The sequence below is a fragment of the Thermoanaerobacter sp. YS13 genome, assembly GCF_000806225.2.
Taxonomy (GTDB): domain Bacteria; phylum Bacillota; class Thermoanaerobacteria; order Thermoanaerobacterales; family Thermoanaerobacteraceae; genus Thermoanaerobacter; species Thermoanaerobacter uzonensis.
In genome coordinates this window covers 71608-90637 of record NZ_JOOI01000003.1, presented here as the reverse complement: position 1 = coordinate 90637, position 19030 = coordinate 71608, and the positions used below count along the sequence as shown (strand labels likewise).

Annotated in this window: 18 protein-coding genes; 3 read left to right on the top strand and 15 right to left on the bottom strand. The window is 34.9% G+C overall.

What is annotated here, in order from left to right; all coding sequences use genetic code 11:
• Window positions 1-7: 7 nt before the first annotated feature.
• From THYS13_RS12615 to THYS13_RS12570, 10 genes are all read right to left on the bottom strand, one after another.
• Entirely contained in the window at window positions 8-1177 is a 1170-nt protein-coding gene (locus THYS13_RS12615; RefSeq protein WP_042834885.1) for a phosphopentomutase, read from the bottom strand.
• A 32-nt stretch (window positions 1178-1209) separates the two neighbouring features.
• Window positions 1210-1617 (bottom strand): cytidine deaminase, encoded by a 408-nt coding sequence (locus THYS13_RS12610; RefSeq protein ID WP_042834884.1) that lies wholly within the window; start codon window positions 1615-1617, stop codon window positions 1210-1212.
• A gap of 15 nt (window positions 1618-1632) precedes the next feature.
• Window positions 1633-2358, bottom strand: a complete 726-nt coding sequence (locus tag THYS13_RS12605) for a GntR family transcriptional regulator (protein WP_042834882.1) — start codon at window positions 2356-2358, stop codon at window positions 1633-1635.
• Between the two features lie 15 nt (window positions 2359-2373).
• Window positions 2374-3297, bottom strand: a complete 924-nt coding sequence (locus THYS13_RS12600; RefSeq protein ID WP_042834881.1) for an ABC transporter permease — start codon at window positions 3295-3297, stop codon at window positions 2374-2376.
• Complete coding sequence (locus tag THYS13_RS12595; RefSeq protein WP_042834880.1) at window positions 3294-4349, bottom strand: ABC transporter permease; 1056 nt, start codon at window positions 4347-4349, stop codon at window positions 3294-3296. Before THYS13_RS12595 ends, THYS13_RS12600 begins: the two co-directional genes overlap by 4 nt.
• A complete protein-coding gene (locus THYS13_RS12590; RefSeq protein ID WP_042834879.1) occupies window positions 4349-5878 on the bottom strand; it encodes an ABC transporter ATP-binding protein in 1530 nt (509 codons plus the stop codon). The genes THYS13_RS12595 and THYS13_RS12590 overlap by 1 nt, the downstream gene beginning before the upstream one ends.
• 56 nt (window positions 5879-5934) lie before the next feature.
• Window positions 5935-6993, bottom strand: a complete 1059-nt coding sequence (locus THYS13_RS12585; protein ID WP_042834878.1) for a BMP family protein — start codon at window positions 6991-6993, stop codon at window positions 5935-5937.
• A gap of 276 nt (window positions 6994-7269) precedes the next feature.
• A complete protein-coding gene (locus THYS13_RS12580; protein ID WP_042834877.1) occupies window positions 7270-7911 on the bottom strand; it encodes a cyclodeaminase/cyclohydrolase family protein in 642 nt (213 codons plus the stop codon).
• Window positions 7912-8003: 92 nt separating this feature from the next.
• Window positions 8004-9101, bottom strand: coding sequence for a response regulator (locus THYS13_RS12575; RefSeq protein WP_042834876.1), 1098 nt, complete (start codon window positions 9099-9101; stop codon window positions 8004-8006).
• Window positions 9102-9111: 10 nt separating this feature from the next.
• Entirely contained in the window at window positions 9112-10815 is a 1704-nt protein-coding gene (locus THYS13_RS12570) for a sensor histidine kinase (RefSeq protein ID WP_042834875.1), read from the bottom strand.
• A gap of 168 nt (window positions 10816-10983) precedes the next feature.
• Here THYS13_RS12570 and THYS13_RS12565 point away from each other — a divergent pair, with 168 nt between their 5' ends.
• The 3 genes from THYS13_RS12565 to THYS13_RS12555 all read left to right on the top strand — a co-directional run bounded on the left by THYS13_RS12565 (window position 10984) and on the right by THYS13_RS12555 (window position 14101).
• Complete coding sequence (locus THYS13_RS12565; protein ID WP_042834874.1) at window positions 10984-12267, top strand: ABC transporter substrate-binding protein; 1284 nt, start codon at window positions 10984-10986, stop codon at window positions 12265-12267.
• A 64-nt stretch (window positions 12268-12331) separates the two neighbouring features.
• Window positions 12332-13255 (top strand): carbohydrate ABC transporter permease, encoded by a 924-nt coding sequence (locus THYS13_RS12560; RefSeq protein ID WP_042834873.1) that lies wholly within the window; start codon window positions 12332-12334, stop codon window positions 13253-13255.
• 12 nt (window positions 13256-13267) lie between these two features.
• Window positions 13268-14101: a carbohydrate ABC transporter permease gene (locus THYS13_RS12555; RefSeq protein WP_042834872.1), complete on the top strand. Its 834-nt coding sequence runs from the start codon at window positions 13268-13270 to the stop codon at window positions 14099-14101.
• A 118-nt stretch (window positions 14102-14219) separates the two neighbouring features.
• Here the strand turns inward: THYS13_RS12555 and THYS13_RS12550 are convergent, their stop codons facing one another.
• The 5 genes from THYS13_RS12550 to hutU are packed head-to-tail and all read right to left on the bottom strand — an operon-like array spanning window position 14220 to window position 18974.
• Window positions 14220-14648: a DUF86 domain-containing protein gene (locus THYS13_RS12550; protein WP_042834871.1), complete on the bottom strand. Its 429-nt coding sequence runs from the start codon at window positions 14646-14648 to the stop codon at window positions 14220-14222.
• Window positions 14649-14664: 16 nt separating this feature from the next.
• Window positions 14665-15096: a nucleotidyltransferase domain-containing protein gene (locus THYS13_RS12545; protein WP_029688969.1), complete on the bottom strand. Its 432-nt coding sequence runs from the start codon at window positions 15094-15096 to the stop codon at window positions 14665-14667.
• Window positions 15097-15147: 51 nt separating this feature from the next.
• On the bottom strand, window positions 15148-16395 hold the full coding sequence (hutI, locus tag THYS13_RS12540) for an imidazolonepropionase (protein ID WP_042834870.1): 1248 nt from the start codon (window positions 16393-16395) through the stop codon (window positions 15148-15150).
• A gap of 9 nt (window positions 16396-16404) precedes the next feature.
• Window positions 16405-17301, bottom strand: a complete 897-nt coding sequence (gene ftcD / locus THYS13_RS12535; protein WP_042834869.1) for a glutamate formimidoyltransferase — start codon at window positions 17299-17301, stop codon at window positions 16405-16407.
• 23 nt (window positions 17302-17324) lie between these two features.
• Complete coding sequence (gene hutU / locus THYS13_RS12530) at window positions 17325-18974, bottom strand: urocanate hydratase (RefSeq protein WP_042834868.1); 1650 nt, start codon at window positions 18972-18974, stop codon at window positions 17325-17327.
• Between the last annotated feature and the right edge of the window lie 56 nt (window positions 18975-19030).

Genomic DNA, 19030 nt, shown 5'->3' with positions numbered 1-19030 from the left:
CCTCCTGTCATAAAGGTAATTCCCTCAAGAAGGATGTGCCATGTTTTGTAGGACCAACTTTAAATATTTCAGCTATTGTAGCTGCAACGTCTGAATAAGTACTTCTCACTCCAAGATTTACTCCGTGTGTCATTAAAGGACTATAAACTAATAGTGGCACATATTCCCTTGAATGATCTGTGCTTGGGGTAGTGGGGTCACACCCATGGTCAGCAGTTATAATTAGCAAATCTTCTTTTGTGAGTTTTCCCATAATTTCTTGAAGCCTATTATCAAAATGTTTTAAAGCTTTTGCATATCCTTCAACATCATTTCTATGACCATACAGCATGTCAAAATCAACTAAATTTGTAAAAATTAACCCCTTTTTAATATCATCCATCGCTTTTATAGTAGCTGTAATGCCCTCGTCATTGTTTGTCGTATGGTTTTTTCTAGTAATTCCCTGTCCAGCGAAAATATCCTCAATTTTTCCTATAGCAAAAACTTCATATCCCTCTTCCCTTAACATATCTAATACTGTAGGTTCAAAAGGTTTGAGAGAAAAATCTCTTCTATTTCCTGTTCTTACAAAATTTCCAGGAGTGCCGGCAAAAGGTCTTGCAATTACTCTTCCTACCGCATGGTCATCTTTAAGTATTTCCCTGGCAATTTCACAAATTCTATAAAGCTCTTCAAGAGGTATGACATCCTCATGGGCTGCTACTTGAAATACGCTATCAGCAGAAGTATAAACTATCGGGAAACCTGTTTTTACATGTTCTTCTCCCAACTCTTTTATTATTTCTGTACCTGAAGCAGGTTTATTTCCCAAAACTTTTCTTCCAATCCTCTTTTCAAACTCTTTAATAATTTCCTCAGGAAAACCATGGGGATAAGTAGGAAAAGGTTTCTCAATAAAGAGTCCTGCTATCTCCCAATGGCCTGTAGTAGTATCTTTCCCTGCTGATTTCTCAGCCATTTTGCCATATCCACCAATAGCGTTAGGGTTTTCAGGAACACTTTTTAAAGGAATTATATTCCCCAGCCCTAAGCGTCCCATATTAGGAAGTTCAACACCTGTCTTTTCTGTCACATGACCTAAGGTGTTTGAACCTTCATCCCCAAACTTATATGCGTCTGGCAATTCTCCTACTCCTACGCTATCCAAAACTATTAGTATGACTCTTTTGAGCATTTTACCACCTCTTCTATGAATTTATGTCCGTATTATTTTTCTAAATCTTTTGAGGTAAAAGCACCTGGCAATAAGTCTTTAACTGTGACAACAGCATAATCACCTTTCATATTACTCAGTATCACAATCATGTTTTCTCCACCCAATTCCAGCATTACTTGTCTACATGCACCACAGGGAGAGACAGGACCTTCAGTATCTGCAACTACTGCAATTGCTTTTAGTTTTCTATCTCCATTTGCATAAGCACTAAAAAGCGCTGTCCTTTCTGCGCAATTGGTAAGGCCATAAGAAGCATTCTCAATATTGCAGCCTTGATAAGTTTTGCCATCATCAGTAAGCACACATGCACCTACTTTAAAGTGGGAGTAAGGCACATAAGCCTTCTCCCTTGCTTCCTTCGCTAATTCGATAAGCTTATCATAATCTTTATATTCCACTTTATGCACCTACTTTCACAGCGTTCTTTTGCGTATAATATAGAAGTCGAATTTAGAAGCATTAAAATAGTTAGAAGAATAAAGAATTGGCATATTGTTTTCATCGTAATGCACTTGTTCTAAAAGAAGTATTGAATCATTTTTGTCCATCATCAGTTTTTTCTCAACAATAGGGTCATGTTTTATAACTCTTATATTAGAAACTGCGTAGGTTATTATGATAGAGTGTTCATTTTCAAGGTAAGAAAACACAGATTGTTCAAATCCAGTAAAAGATTCGCCTACAATATTTTGAGGTAACCTATCTATGCAATACACCACTGGGACCTCATCTGCTGTTCTTACTCTTTCTACTTTATATATAATATCTCCTGGTTTCAATTTTAAGTGATTTGCCTCATTTTCTGTAGCAGGAAGTTTATATACAGTAAAATCTTTTGTACCAGGAACCATTCCTTGTCTTTCAATTAAAGTTGTAACACTAAATAACTCTTCCAAGCCACTCTTTATAAGTGGTTTTCTCCTTACAAAAGTTCCTACCCCTTGCTGTTTCACTATAAGTCCTTCATCTTCTAAAATTCTCATTGCTTCCCTTAAAGTAGCTCGACTAATGCCAAATTGTTTGGCAAGCTGTGATTCAGAAGGGAGCTTGCTCCCTTCTTTCCACTGCCCTGTCTTTATCAATTCTTCCATTTTCCTTAAGGCGAGCTCATACAGCGGTTTTTTTTCAGGTAACAACATCGACATAAAAATCCCTTATTTCTTTGGTGTATAAGGTACTCCATCTGCAGCAGGTGGCACGCTCTTGCCGCCGACACCCACAAGTGCAAGGATAGTCAATATATAAGGCAACATCATGATTATATTCTTTGAAAATGCCGTATTTTGAAGCTGCATACTGAGAGCCGTTGCAAATCCAAAGAGAAGTGCAGCGCCAAAAGACCCAAAAGGTGTCCATTTACCAAAAATCATTGCTGCCAACGCAATATAACCTCTACCACTCGTCATATCAGGGTTAAAACTATTTAACGCACCTATCGACAGATAAGCGCCACCCATCGCAGAAAGAATACCACTCAAAGCTACTCCAAGATATCTTAATTTTATAACATCTATACCCGCTGTTTCAGCCGCCTCAGGATTTTCACCAACTGCTCGAAGTCTTAGTCCCAAATTTGTGTGAAACAGAAAATAATCTGATATGAATAAAATTATTATCATCAAATATACTACAACACTGTGACCACTTAAAACTTGGCCTAAAAATGGTATATTCTTAATGCCTGGAATATCTATAGTGGGAAGCATAGGAGTATCAGTAGGAGTACCTGTAAAACCATACATCGTGTTTAAAAGGTATGCTGTAATACCCGATGCAAAAATATTAATAGCCATACCTAAAATTATTTGATTAGCTGTTAAGCTTACAGCCGCCCACGCAAAAATCAAAGCTACTATAAGCCCAACTATCATAGCACCTAAAAGTCCTAACCAAGCACTACCAGTAGCATGAGCAAACACAACTGCAAAAAATGCTGCAATAAGCATAATGCCTTCCATTGCTATATTTACAACACCAGACCTTTCAGAGAAGGTACCCCCTAGCGCAGGCAATGCCAATGGTGTGGCCATTGCCAAAGTAGCTGCCCAAAGTTGAGGGTTCAAAAATACTTCTTTCATGCTTCTGCCTCCTTCTTTTGCTTTTTAGCAAACATGTCTTTTATAACTTCTGCTACTCTATGAGCTGCAACAAAGAATACTATAAGCCCTGTAATAACGTCTGCCATTTGACCCGGTACCTGCGCATTAAGCTGCATATATTGAGAACCTGTACCTAAAGCAGCAAACAAAATTGCTGCAAATATAACTCCTATTGGATTATTGTTTGCAAGTAAGGCTACAACTATTGCTGTATAGCCATATCCAGAAGTAAAACTATCATAAAGTCTATGCTGTACTCCTAACATCTGGACAGCACCAGCAAGCCCTGCAAATACACCGCTTAATCCTAATGAAAGCACCATATTCAAAGGTACATTCATTCCTGCGTACCTTGCTGCTCTTTGATTATATCCTACTGCTCTCATTTCAAATCCCCAGGTTGTTTTAAACATAAGCCAATATACAAAAACTGCGGCAACAAGAGCAATAAAAATTCCGTAAGAAAGCTGAGTGTTTTGAATCAAAAATGGTATTACTGCACTTTCCTTAATTATAGGAGATTGAGGAATTGTTCCCTTTTCCATCATAGGACCAAACTCAAGTAAAAAGTGACTAAAATATATCGCGATATAGCTCATCATCATGGTAGTAATAACCTCATTCGCACCGGTATATGCTTTTGCAAGTCCTGGAATGAGTCCTGCCCAAAGTCCTCCTGCTATCATCGCAGCTATAAGTGCAAAAGGTATATGAATATACCAAGGAAGCCCACTGAAACTGTAACCAATCCAAACACCTACAATTGCTCCTATCCAATATTGACCTTCTGCACCTATATTGAAAAGTCCAGCTTTAAAGGAAATGGCTACGCCTAGTCCTGTTAAAATAAGTGGTACAGCATTTGCAAGAGTATTTGCAATATTATTGACTGAACCAAAAGCTCCAATAAATAATGAAGCATACGCATTAATAGGATTAAAACCAGTAATAATCATTATGATAGAACCTATTACAATGGCTATAAGCACCGCTACCACTGGTATATAAAGTTCTTTTAAAATATTCTTCATTATCTCGCCTCCAATGTCGTCTTATCAAATCGTGAACCAGCCATAAGCATTCCTATTTGCTCTTTTGTTGCAGTCTTGCCATCCAAAATATCCATAAGCTGGCCATTGTATATGACTCCAATTCTATCTGATAATGACATTATCTCTTCTAATTCTAATGAAACGAGAAATACAGCAGCACCTCTGTCTCTTAATTCAAGTATTCTCTTGTGAATATATTCTATAGCACCAACATCCATTCCCCTTGTAGGCTGAACCGCAATTAAAAGCTTAGGATTGTATCCTACCTCTCTTGCCAAAATAACTTTTTGCTGATTTCCTCCTGATAAACCCCGAGCCTTAAGCATGTACTCAGGAGGCCTTACGTCAAACTCTTTGACTTTCCTCTCGGCGTTTTCATAAACTTTTTTATATTGAATTACACCATAACGAGAATAGGTAGGATCTCTATATTCTCTCAAAATCAAATTTTCTGCAATTGTAAAATCCAAAACAAGTCCATCTGCTTGCCTATCTTGTGGAATATATGATATTCCCTCTCTATAAAGTTGTTTTGTAGAGAAATTTGTAACATCTTTTCCATAAAATAAAATATTGCCTGATTTCTTAGGCCTTAATCCCATTATAGCTTCCACCAATTCTAATTGCCCATTTCCATCTATACCTGCCAGTCCGAAAATTTCTCCTTCGTGTATATCAAAGCTTACATCTTTAACCTTAGGAACATTCTGCTGGTCAACTACGCTTAAATTCTTAACACTTAAAGCGACATTACCTGGTTTGTACTCAGTCTTTTCTATTCGGAGCACTACTTCTCTACCTACCATCAAATTAGCAAGTTCTTGCTCATTTGTTTCTTTTGTGTTCAAAGTACCAACAGTTTTACCTCGCCTCATAACAGTAACTCTATCAGAAATTTCCAAGACTTCTTCTAACTTGTGGCTTATAAATATTATAGACATACCTTGTTTTACAAGACCCCTCATTATTTCAAATAATTTTTCTGTTTCCTGAGGAGTAAGCATAGCTGTCGGCTCATCTAAAATTAAAAGTTTCGCTTTTCTATAGAAAGCTTTTAAAATCTCAACTCTCTGCTGAAGGCCAACAGATAAATCTTTTACTTTCGCTTCAGGGTCTATTTCAAGATGATATTTTTGTGAAATTTCTTTTATCAGTTCATTTGCTTTTTTTCTATCATAAGTTATACCTTTAGGCTCTGCTCCTAATACAATATTTTCTGCAACTGTTAAAACAGGAATAAGCATAAAATGCTGGTGCACCATTCCTATACCTTTTTCAATTGCTTCATGAGGACCACTTAGATTGAGTTCTTCCCCATCAAAAATAAGTTTACCTGAATCTGGTTTATACAACCCATATATAATATTCATTAAAGTAGATTTACCAGCGCCATTTTCTCCAAGTATAGCGTGAATTTCCCCTTTTTCAACTGTGAGATTGACATTGTCATTTGCTACAACTTTAGGAAATACTTTCGTAATATTTTTTACTTCCAATATAGCACTCATACTCCTACCTCCAAAAAGGGGCTCAAAGCATGAGCCCCGTTTTTTTTGATTTTAGTTTATTTTGAAACTTTATCGGATATTGTTATTTTGCCGTCTTTTATATCTTGAGCTAATTGATTAACTTTATCTACGATAGATTGCGGAACATCTTTGTTCACTTTTCCTATTCCAACACCATCATTTTTCAAATCAAAGTATACAATACCACTCTTGAAGTTACCATTTAAAGTATCCTTTATAATGTCGAAGGTGGCAACATCAACCCTCTTCATAGCAGAAGTTAAAACATTATCAGGTGCTAGATAACTCTGGTCTGCATCAACACCAATAGCATATACGTTTTTCTCTTGTGCCGCTTTTATTACTCCGTCACCAGTACCACCAGCAACTTGGAAAATGATTTCTGCACCCTGGCTTATCTCCGTCAAAGCCATTTGTTTACCTGCAGCAGGGTCATTGAAATTATTTGTATAGTTCACAATAACTTTGACATCTGGATTAACAGCCTTTGCTCCTTGTTGATAACCTGCAATGTAGCTATCAACTGGTGGTATCTGCATCCCACCAACAACACCTATTATGTTTGTACCTTTTACTTTTCCAGCCTTTTCTTTTTCCATTAATCCAGCCATTGCACCTACAAGATAGCCACATTGTTCTGTCTTAAACATAGCCGATGAAACATTAGGTCTGTCTGTAACTTCTGAGTCAATTATCATAAATTTTGTATCTGGGAATTTTTGTGATACTTCTTCAACAGCATCATGCATCATAAAACCTACTGCAATTATTAAGTTATAACCTTGTTGTGCAAAATTTGTTAAGTTTGGAACGTAGTCAGTCATTTGTTTTGATTGTATTACGTTAACTGTAACACCCAATTCTTTAGCAGCTCTTTGTAAGCCTTCATAAGCCATTTGGTTAAAGCTGTGATCATTAATACCACCAACATCTGTAACTAAACCTACTTTAAAGTTTTTGTTTTTAGCCTCTTGTGTAGTAGTTTGAGGTTGTGTGCTTTCTTGCTTTGTCTTTGAAGAACATCCTGATAAGAATACTGATACTGACAGCAGCAAGATCAACACAGATACTAAAACAACACGCCACTTCTTCATCATATAACCTCCTATAAAAATTTTTGTTACCGTTTACTACTTATACAAGTAGTAAACATATAGACTTGTCTGACATCTAACCTTATTATAACTTTATTAATCTCTTGTTACAAATTCTAAAATAAGTTATTTTAATAAGCTCTTTTATAGATATCTTTCAAAATCTTCTCTTTTCTTTATATTTCTGCACCAACAATTTTTTATGCAAAATTTAAAGCTTATTTTTTAGGCAATATTTTCATAAAAAAGCATAAAATTAAGAGTGCTAATCGCACTCTATCCAGAAATTTTACTTAAAACTTTATTTACAATTTCATCCCTTATATTTTTGTATTTTGCCAAAATCTCATCACACTCTTTATTTGCACTTTCAGTAATTTCTCTATCTTTAATGTATGGAATATTCACTTTTACATTTAAAACAGCTCCTTCTATTGCCGCATATAGTAGAATAGCCCCGACTGCCGCGTCAGATATGGCATTAGGATTCCCGTATTCCGCAATCAACATCGTCGGGGTAAATGCCTCTCCACATAATCTCGCAAGTTTTAGAGGAACATTCATAGCGTTAATATAAGCTTTTTGAAGTGCTTCGTTTCTTATTTTTTTATTTTCTTCAGTATCTTTTGGCATTTTAAGGGCCTTCATCACTTCGTCATAAGCTACAGTGTCTTCATCAATAAGCTTTACATATTCTGCAAGAAGTCGATTACATATACTAAGCCCTTGTTGAATCTCTTCTTTAATATCATCAGTATATTCCTCATAAAATTTTCGCCCTATTGTAAGATTGTAAACCATAGAAGAAAGGGCAATCCCAAGGCTTGCTGATACCGCCGATACACTTCCTCCTCCCGGTGTTGGTGATTTTGAGGCCACTTTTTCAATATACTCCTTTAATGAATCATCAATTAGCATAAAATCATCTCCTTTTCTGTGTATATATTTTCCCCCACTACCTATTATACCAATGATATATAATTTCCGTAATACAACTGCCAAAAAAATTGTTACAATATTTTTTCTCTATACTCTTTTGGAGTAAAACCCGTTATGTTTTTAAAAACTTTGCTAAAATAATGTTGATCAGTATATCCAACAGCTTCAGCTACTTCGTATATTTTTACCTTTACATCTTTTAAAAGCTCTTTCGCTTTTTCAATCCTGTAAGCTGTTAAATAATCTGAAAATGTGACACCCATTTCATTTTTAAATAAAGTACTTAAATAGTTTGGGGTTATATATAATTTTTCAGCAATGCTGTTTAAAGAAATATTTAAATCACTATAATTTTCTTGTATTAGTTTGACAGCCTCATCAACTAATTTTTTGTTTTTAGAGTTTTTAGTAAGAGAAACATATTCACATACTACCTCTATTATGTTTCTCATCCATTCGCGAAGTTTTTCTTTAGTAGACACATCTGAAATTTGTCTCCAAGGGTCCGTTTCTTTAAATAAAATATCTGCATTTTCTCCAATTTCTATAAGTGACCGCGTAATAACTGCAACAAGTTCCAACCCCCATCTTTTTATAAAGTCTTCTGTATAATCTTTCTCCTGAAATTCATTCCAAATATTGTTAAAAATGTTAAGAGCCAAATCTTTATCTCCCCGTTTTATCGCTTTTGACAATTCCTCTTCCAATTTTAAAGGATATTTATAATATTCCGCTTTAAAAAATTTCAAATCTTTTTTGTTCAATGATGGCAATGGTTCCTTTTCTTTGTCCAATAACTCTTTTCTTTTTAAAACCGCTCGTCTTATAGTTTCTTTTAAAGTGTCAATGTCTATAGGTTTTAAAATATAATCAAAGGCTCCTAACCTTATAGCTTGTTGAGCATATTTAAAATCATCATATGCGCTTAACAAAATCACCACAACTAAAGGGTCTAGCTTTTTGACTTCTCTTGTAAGTTCGAGTCCATCCATAAAAGGCATGCGGATATCCGTTAAAATTATATCAGGTTGTTCTCTGTTAAACACATCAAGAGCACTTTTCCCATTGGCTTCGCACCCTACCACACGTAAATCTAGTTCCTGCCAACTAACATTACTTTTAAGCCCTTCTCTTACAATCGGTTCATCATCTACAATTAAAATTTTCATAAAATCCACCTCACAAAACAGCAGGAATTACAATTCGGGCAACCGTATTGCTATCTATTGCTTGGTAATAAAGTCCATACTCTTCTCCATAATATAACTTAATCCTTTCATTAACATTTTGTATTCCATAGCTATCTTTATCACCTGCTGGCGAATCCAATAGTTTATTTACTAAATCTAAATCTATAGGATTACCATTGTTTATGACCTCAAATACAATTTTTTCACCATCTAAATAACCGTTAATCAAAATTTTCCCTTTTCCTTCAAAAGTCTCTATCCCATGAATTATTGCATTTTCAACAAGAGGTTGCAAAATTAACTTTATCGTCTTGTAGTGTAAAACTCTTTTATCTATATTAAAACTCACTTCAAACTTATCTTTAAATCTGATTTTTTGAATTGTAATATAGCTTTCAACATGCTTCAATTCATTTTCAACAGTAGTTACATCATTCCCTTTATTGATGCTGTATCTCAAAATTGATGCTAAAGAATTTACAATCTTACTTATTTCAGGTACATTATGTTTTACTGCCAACCAATTTACAGTATCAAGTGTGTTGTATAAAAAATGTGGATTTATCTGTGCCTGCAAAGCTTTTAATTCCGCGTCTTTTTCCTTTATTTTTGATAAATACACTTCATGTATAAGTTCATTTATCCTTTTTATCATGTAGTTAAAACTTGAATACAATACTCCTATTTCTCCACCCCAGTTTTCTTCAACACTTATGTTAAAATTACCTTTTTCAACTTTTTTCATTTCAGCAGCGAGTTTTATTATTGGCTGTGAAATACTGTATGAAAAATAAAGAGAAATTAAGGCTGCAATTACAAGACTCAAAAGCGCAGTAAGATAGATAAAGTTTCTTATCATCTCAGCTTTTTCATTAAGTTCAGCCATAGATACCATGCCAACAAGTTTCCACTCATTTTGAGGTAGAGTATTGTATATAACCATTATTTTATTACCATTTATAGTAACAAAATCAGTTCCAGCACTCCTATTGTATAATTTAGTGGTATAACGATATAAAAAGCTTTTGTCCTCGGAATATATGAGTCCTCCCTTATCATCAACTAGATATACCTTACCTGTTTTCCCCAGGTGTATATCAGATAACACTGAAGCAATTTTGGATATGTCCATATCTACACAAATAACTGCTATAGGTTTGGCAAAATTTTTTATATCGAAAACCAACCTTGAAACAGAAATCATTTGTCTTCCAAAATCGTCGTTTATATACCAGTACAACCTGCCATTTTGCTGTATAGTCTTTTTGTACCATACTTTATTTTCTACTACTTTTGAAGACATCACATCATTTTGTTCTAATCTCATTGGATATTGATTTTTATGCAAAGCAAAAATTTCTACAGAAGAATAATTTTCATTAAATATTCCGGGATATAATATACTGTTTCTTATAGCTGTAACTTCTCTGTTTATTTGAAAAGGAGTTTCTCCCCCATTGCGTGATAAATTATACTGAAGTTCTTTATTCATTGAAATATATAATATAGCATTTTTCATATTTTCTAGCATTTTTGATATATTTTTATTTGCCTGATTTAGGGTCTGAAAAGTAGTCTTTTTTACCTCTTCATTTATATATCTTGATGTAATATTGCCTGTTGTCGCCGCTACCATTATGAGCGGTATAACTATTATTAAAATGTATGAAAGTAAAATTTTTTTGTATAACATAAAAATCACCTTTTATATAAATATTTCAACATAAATATAGCAACTACCTTCTTTATTTTAAAAGTTTATAAAAAAATACACAAAATATTAAAAATGTCACATTATTTTTGCAACCGATTTCTTATATAATTATTATACAACACCAATACTATTTAAGGGGGAATTTAGATGGGTAAAAAAAATAAAATCCTAGCATCAATAGTTTCACTGGCATTAATAGGAACTCTAATTGCCGGTTGTGGTTCTAACACAACCTCATCTACTTCAAGTAATACTTCTAAGAATGAACCAGTCACAATTACCTATTCTACAGGTAAAGACTCTACACCAGCAACCCAAAAATTAGTCGAAGCTTTTGAAAAAAAATATCCAAACATTAAAGTCAAAGTTCAAGAACTACCTAATTCCACAGATGACCAGCACAATTCTTATGTTACAGCATTATCCGCAGGTGATTCAAGTATTGATGTTTTAGCAATGGACATTATCTGGACACCTGAATTTGCTGCTGCTAATTGGTTACTCCCGTTAGATGATAAATTTACAAAAGAAATGAGAGATAAGTTTTTACCGGGACCCGTTGAAGCAGTAACATATAATGGCCATGTGTGGGCAGTGCCAAGATTTACAGACGCAGGAGTCCTTTATTATAGAAAAGATATTATAAACACTCCTCCCAAAACTTGGGATGAATTAATTCAAATGGCAAAAGAAAACGTTGGTAAAGGCGGGACAAAATACGGCATAGTATTTCAAGGCAATCAATATGAAGGTTTAGTATGTGATGCTCTAGAATTAATTGGAAGTAATGGTGGTAATGTATTAGATGGAGACAAAGTTGTTATTGACACTCCACAAGCTATTGGTGGTTTACAATATTTAGTTGATTTAGTTAAAATAGCACCTCCTGGTGTTACAACATATCAAGAAGAAGATGCAAGAAATGTGTTCCAGCAAGGAGAAGCAATCTTTATGAGAAACTGGCCTTATGCTTGGTCATTGCTTAATTCTGATGATTCGCCTGTAAAAGGTAAAGTTGGTATAGCACCTATTCCAAGAGGAAAAGACGGCAAAGTTGGCACTCCAGTTTTAGGTGGATGGAATCTCGGTATAAACAAATATTCAAAGCATCCTGAAGAAGCATGGAAATTCATTGAATTCGTAACAAGTGAAGAAGGGCAAAAAATTACAGCTTTAGAAGGCGGCAATCTCCCAACAATAAAATCTTTATATCAGGACAAAGAAGTTTTAGCAAAAAATCCCTATTGGGCAGATTTTTATGATGTATTCATAACAGCTAAACCAAGACCAGTATCCCCATTTTATCCACAAATGTCTGATTCAATGCAAATTAATTTCCATAAAGCTTTAACAGGAGAAATTTCACCTGAACAAGCTGTTAAAAATGTAGCAAAAGACCTTGATGAAATAATAAAGAATAACGGTAAATAGTACTTCTTCATACAAATCCGAAGTGGCAGCTTTTTGCTGCCACTTAATATAAAGAGGTGGTAACGTGATAGAGCAAAAAAATTTAACGTCTCCAACTAAACAATCTAAGTTCCAACTAAGTGAAGCCACATTGGGATATATATTAGTTGCTCCAGCCTTACTTTGTATTATTGCAATAGCTTTATATCCTGTATTAAATACTTTTAAGTTAAGTCTTTATTACATGAAATTGCAGCTTCCTGGGCTCACACACTTTGTTGGTCTTCAGAATTACGGCACACTATTCTCTGATTCTAGATTTTGGTCTGCAACCTTAAACACAGTATTCTTTACAGTTGTATCTGTAGCGCTGGAATTAGTACTTGGAATGGTAATGGCACTTTTGATGAATAAAAAATTTAAAGGGACAGGATTGGTAAGAGCTGCTGTGTTAATTCCGTGGGCAATTCCAACTGTAATATCAGCTCTTATGTGGAAATTCATTTATAATGATCAGTTTGGCGTATTAAATGATATTTTAATGAAAATAGGTTTAATAAGCAGTTATAAAGCATGGCTTGGAAACCCTTCTTCAGCAATGTCGGCAGCTATATTTGCAGATGTATGGAAAACTGCACCTTTCATGGCATTGTTGTTGCTTGCCGGGCTACAGAATATATCCCACGACCTTTATGAAGCAGCAAAAGTAGATGGAGCAGGAAGTATAAGGCAATTTTTTAGTATCACTTTACCATTATTAAAACCTATAATCTTAGTTGCTCTCATATTCAGAACATTAGACGCTTTTAGAGTATTTGACCTCATTTTTGTAATGACAGGAGGAGGACCTGGTAATTCAACAGAGACTCTTTCTATATATGCATATAAAACCCTCTTTAGAAATCTTGACTTTGGAATTGGTTCAGCAATAGCTGTTATAATATTCATCTTTGTTTTCATTTTTGCAATATTCTATATAAAGCTTTTGGATAAAAGCATTTTGAAATGAGGTGATTTAAAAATGAAACTTAAAAATACCATAAACCAAATTATCTTCTATATTTTTTTAACAATATTCCTTGTATATATAATTTTCCCTTTCCTATGGCAAACACTTACCTCCTTTAAAACTCCACAAGAACTATTTAGTATTCCTCCAACATGGATTCCAAGTAAGATTTATACGGGATATTATGTAAATGTATTTACTAAACGTCCTTTTTTAACCTATTTGAAAAATAGTTTTATTGTTGCTTCATCTACCACTCTTTTTAGTCTTTTTGTATCTTCTTTTGCAGCATATGCTTTAGCAAGACTTAAATTTAAAGGGAAATCAATAATACTATCTTTAGTTTTGTCTGTATCAATGTTTCCTGGAATAGCTATTGTAAGCCCCCTGTTTATTTTTCTAAAAAATGTAAACTTATTAAATAGCTATCTAGGTCTTATACTGACATACACTACTTTTGCAATTCCTGTTTCTTTATGGATTTTAACCTCATTTTTTAGAGAAATTCCTTTTGAACTTGAAGAATCCGCAAAAGTAGATGGTGCTACTCCTATGCAAGCATTTTTAAAGATAATAATGCCTCTTGCTACTCCTGGCATGTTCACAACTGCCATTCTGACGTTTATAGCAGCATGGAATGAATTTCTCTTCGCCCTTGTATTTAACACACAAGACTCAATGAGAACAGTACCCGTCGGTATAGCCATGTTTCCTGGAGAACATGACCTTCCTTGGGGAGATATTGCAGCGGCTTCTGTTGTCGTAACAGTACCTCTTATCATAATGGTACTCATATTCCAAAAGAGGATAATATCTGGATTAACCGCCGGTGCAGTAAAGGGATAGAACAAAACATTACTCTGCTATATGAGGACGATGAAAAAATCTTTGCATATACAAGAAGTTACGAAAGTCATATGAATCTTAAAAAATCCACAGTATGTGCTGTGGATTTTTTGTACAATTATTTTACTTCTAACACTTTATTTTTTATGTCAGATATGAACTCTTCAATATCAGTAAGTTCCGAAGTAATAATATCATACAGTTCTTCATCTGTTACCAGATTATACAAATGAACCATACGATTTCTATATCCAGCCATTTGTACTAACTTATCACTTAATTCTGGACTTACATATCCATACTCACCTAATCCTCTTGCAATTGATTTATATTCGGTTGATAAATCAATATTCCCTGTTTTAGCTAAAATGTGCCTGCCTATATCAAATATTGCTTCGAGAGTCCGTCTTAAAAAACTTTCACCTGCTGCTGCATTTCTTTTATCACTTAAAAAAGAATTCTTATCAATAGAAGCTAAGGCTTTTAATTCTTTTAAATAGCCATCCATAAGCGTAAGTCTTTCTATTATTAGTTGGCGATTTATCATAATTTTCACCACACTTTTAATACTTTTCTAAAACTTCTTCATTGTATTTATCATAGACATATTTAAAATCTGCTGCACGCCTCAAAATTCGCATTTCATACGTATCTTTAAATTCTTCTGAATAGTAATAAATACAAATTCCCTTTAGAGCTTCACATTGAAAAATGGAATGCCTTTCTTGTAAAAATACGAGGTCTAATTTATATGGCTTAAATACCTCTTCCATTTCATTGTAAACATTGGCATAAATTTTATATCGATCTTTCATAAATTCTATATTTTCCAAAAAAACTATTCCAACATCAATATCAGTCAGCGGATCGTAAATAACTACTTTTTCCCCTTTCAACAATTTTAGTGCATTTTCTTTTTGTGAACCAAATAAATACACCAATGCGATATTATATTTTTGGCATATATTAGTTAATTTTTCCGAAACGCTATACATAATAATCACCATATATTATTATATCACAAATTTTAACATTATGCCTTATCCCTATTCTACTCCAATCACAACTGCTTTGTCCCCTTTTGACTTTATAACTGTATTTACATGGTTAATCCCAAAATGATACATTATATAGTCAAGATTGGGCGCATCAATTAAGAGTATGTCTGCCTTTTTACCCTTTTCTATTGTGCCTATTTCTTTTCCCCTATCAATAGCACAAGCTGCATTTAAAGTTACACCAGTTAAAATCTCTTTAGCAGACATTTTCATTTTTATATACGCAAAAGACATTATAAGCTGTAAATTTTCTGTAGGACTTGTCCCCGGGTTGTAATCCGTACCAAGAGCCACAGCAAGACCTTTTTCAATTAATTTTCTTGCATTGGCATAAGGTCTATCTAAAAAGTAAGAAACTCCAGGAAGAAGTACCCCTACAGTACCTGCTTTTTTCATAAGTTCAATTCCTTTTTCAGATACCTCTTCAAGATGGTCTGCACTTACAGCACCTAATATTCCCGCCAATTCTCCACCACCGCTTTGTGTCAACTCATCAGCGTGAATTTTAAGTTTCATTCCCTGCTTTTTAGCCTCTTCTAATATCTTTTTAGACTGTTCATAGTCAAAAGCTCCATCTTCGCAAAAAACATCACAAAAGTCTGCAAGATTTTCCTCTTTTACTTTGGGAATCATTTCGTTTACAACTTTATCAACATATCCCCAAGAATTCTCCTTAAACTCCGTGGGTATTGAATGAGCCCCTAAAAAAGTAGGAACAATATCCAAAAGAGAGATTGAATTAAGCTTATTTATAAGTCTTAAAAGCCTTATCTCTTCTTCTGTGCTAAGTCCATATCCACTTTTTACTTCTACAGTAGTAGTGCCATGAGATAGCATTATATCAAGGCTTTTCATAGCTTTTTCTATCAAGTGGTCATCAGAAGCATTTCTGGTTACATTAACAGTAGAAAGTATTCCTCCACCTTGCTTTAATATGTCTACATAACAATACCCTTTTAATTTAAGTGCCACTTCATTTTCTCTTGAGCCATAATGTATAAGATGAGTATGAGGGTCTACAAATCCAGGAATTGCAATCATGCCTTTTGCGTCAATTTTTTCTTTTGCAGAAATTGCGGCAGGTGATTTTCCTGCCGCTAAAATTTCCCCATCTTTTATTGCAATATAAGCATCTTCAATTTCTTCTATATTTTCCATGTCACTTCCACATAGTGGGCAATTGCCAAGAGGTGTATAAATTTTCTTAATGTTGTATATTAACAAATCTGCCTTCATTTTAACACCTCATTCGTATATTCTGTTTTCTAAAACCATATTTTCAGAAAAGTTCTCTATTCTTAAATAATAATCTGCCACATCAAACAAAGCCTTTGCTGGCACAAGCCCTATTATTTCACTACCTATAACATTTACCCCATACCTTAAAGCTTCTGCTTTAATTGTTTCAAAAACTCTGTAAATAGGCGTTTTATTAAAATCAGTAAGGTTCATTGACACCTGCACAATTCCTCTTTCTTTTAATTTCACCCCCATCGCCTTTACATACCGGTAACCGCCGCTTGAAAATCGGATAGCTTTAGCAATTTTATTAGCTATATCAATATTGTCTGTAGCAAGATTGACATTGTAGGCAATGAGAAAATTTCTTGCGCCAATCACTGTCGCACCGCTTTTTGGGTTCATCTCCTGCGGACCAAAGTCTGGCTTCCATTCCGGCTGTTTTATCTTCTCAAAAAAGCCTTCATATTCTCCCCGCCTTATATTTTCTAAATTTTTTCTTTCAAGAGTTGTAGCAGCTTCTTCATATAAATACACAGGTATATTAAGTTCTCTTCCAACCCTTTCTCCTACTTCTATCGCAATCTGTACACATTCTTCCATTGTAGCATTTTTTACAGGTATAAAGGGTACAACATCTGTTGCCCCAATCCTCGGATGCTCCCCTTTATGGTACCTCATATCAATTATCTCTGAAGCTTTTTTAATGAGCTTAAAAGCCGCCTCTTTTACTCCCTTTGCATCTCCACAAAAGGTTATAACTGTCCTGTTGTGGTCTTTATCGGAAGAGTAATCCAAAAGCTTTACTCCTTCCGTCGACACAACTTCTTTGACAAGCTGTGCTATTTTTTCTTGGTCTCTTCCTTCACTAAAATTAGGTACACATTCAATTATCTGATCCATTTATTTCCTCATCCTTTCCAACGTTATTTTAGCATAGGCATTTTTATTCCTTTTTCTTTCGCAGTTCTTATTGCAATTTCATATCCAGCATCTGCATGTCTCATAACACCAGAACCAGGGTCAGAAGTCAAAACTCGCTCTATTCTCAAGTCAGACTCTTTTGTTCCATCGGCACACACTACTACTCCTGCGTGTATTGAATATCCTATTCCAACTCCCCCGCCGTGATGTACTGATACCCATGTAGCTCCTGAAGCAGTATTTAACAAGGCGTTAAGTATTGGCCAATCTGCAATAGCATCACTGCCGTCTTTCATTGCCTCCGTTTCTCTGTAAGGGGATGCGACAGAACCCGTATCATGGTGGTCACGGCCTATTACAATAGGAGCTTTCAGTTCGCCTTTTCTCACCATTTCATTTATTGCAAGGCCAAATTCCGCTCTCTGCCCATATCCTAACCAGCAAATCCTCGCAGGCAATCCTTGGAATTTAATCTTTTCTCTCGCTAACCTAATCCATCTTTCAAGCAGTGTATCTTCAGGGAAAAGTTCTAAAACTTTTTCGTCAGTCTTGTAAATATCCTCAGGGTCACCTGATAATGCAATCCAGCGGAAAGGTCCTTTCCCTTCAGAGAATAAATCTCTTATATACTCAGGAACATAACCTGGGATATTAAAAGCCTTTTTTACCCCTTCATCATAAGCCATTCTCCTTATGTTGTTGCCATAATCAAAAGCTATTGCTCCTCTTTTTTGCATCTCAAGCATTGCTGAAACGTGCTCTGCCATAGCTTTTTTAGCTCTCTTTATATATTCCTCTGGATTTGATTTTCTAAGAGCAAATGCCTCTTCTAGTGTCATTCCATTTGGCACATACCCATTTAATGGGTCATGGGCTGATGTCTGGTCTGTTACAACCTCTGGAATTATTCCCCTTCTTACAAGCTCAGGATGCACATCTGCGGCATTTCCGACAAGTCCAACTGATAAAGGCTTTCCTTCTTCTTTTGCTTTCAAAACCATTTCTAAAGCTTTGTCAAGATTGTCTGTCATTACATCAAGGTATTTAGTATCTAATCTTCTCTGTATTCTATTTCTGTCCACTTCTACTATAAGACAAGCGCCATCCAACATGGTAATAGCCAAAGGCTGAGCTCCACTCATACCTCCAAGTCCTGCAGTTAGTACAAACTTTCCCTTCAATGTTCCATCAAAATGTTTTTTAGCAAGAGCTGCAAAAGTCTCAAAAGTTCCTTCTATTATCCCTTGTGTCCCTATATATATCCAACTTCCTGCTGTCATTTGCCCATACATGGTAAGCCCTTTTGCCTCAAGGTCCCAGAAATTTTCCCAATTAGCCCATGCAGGTACTAACATTGCATTGGATATGAGCACTCTTGGTGCCATTGTATGAGTTTTAAAAATTCCTACAGGTTTCCCAGACTGGATGAGAAGTGTTTCATCTTCTTCTAAATTTTCCAAACTCTCTACTATTTTATCAAAAGCTTCCCAATTCCTTGCGGCTTTACCTGCTCCTCCATACACTATCAAATTCGACGGGTCCTCTGCTACCTCCGGATCTAGATTGTTCATCAAAGTTCTATAAGGCGCCTCTATTTGCCAATTCTTGCAATGTAATGTGGCCCCCCTTGGCGCTTTTATAACCCTCGACATATTTAAATCCCCCCATAAATTTTTTAATTTGGTGATATAGTATATTTCTATTTATC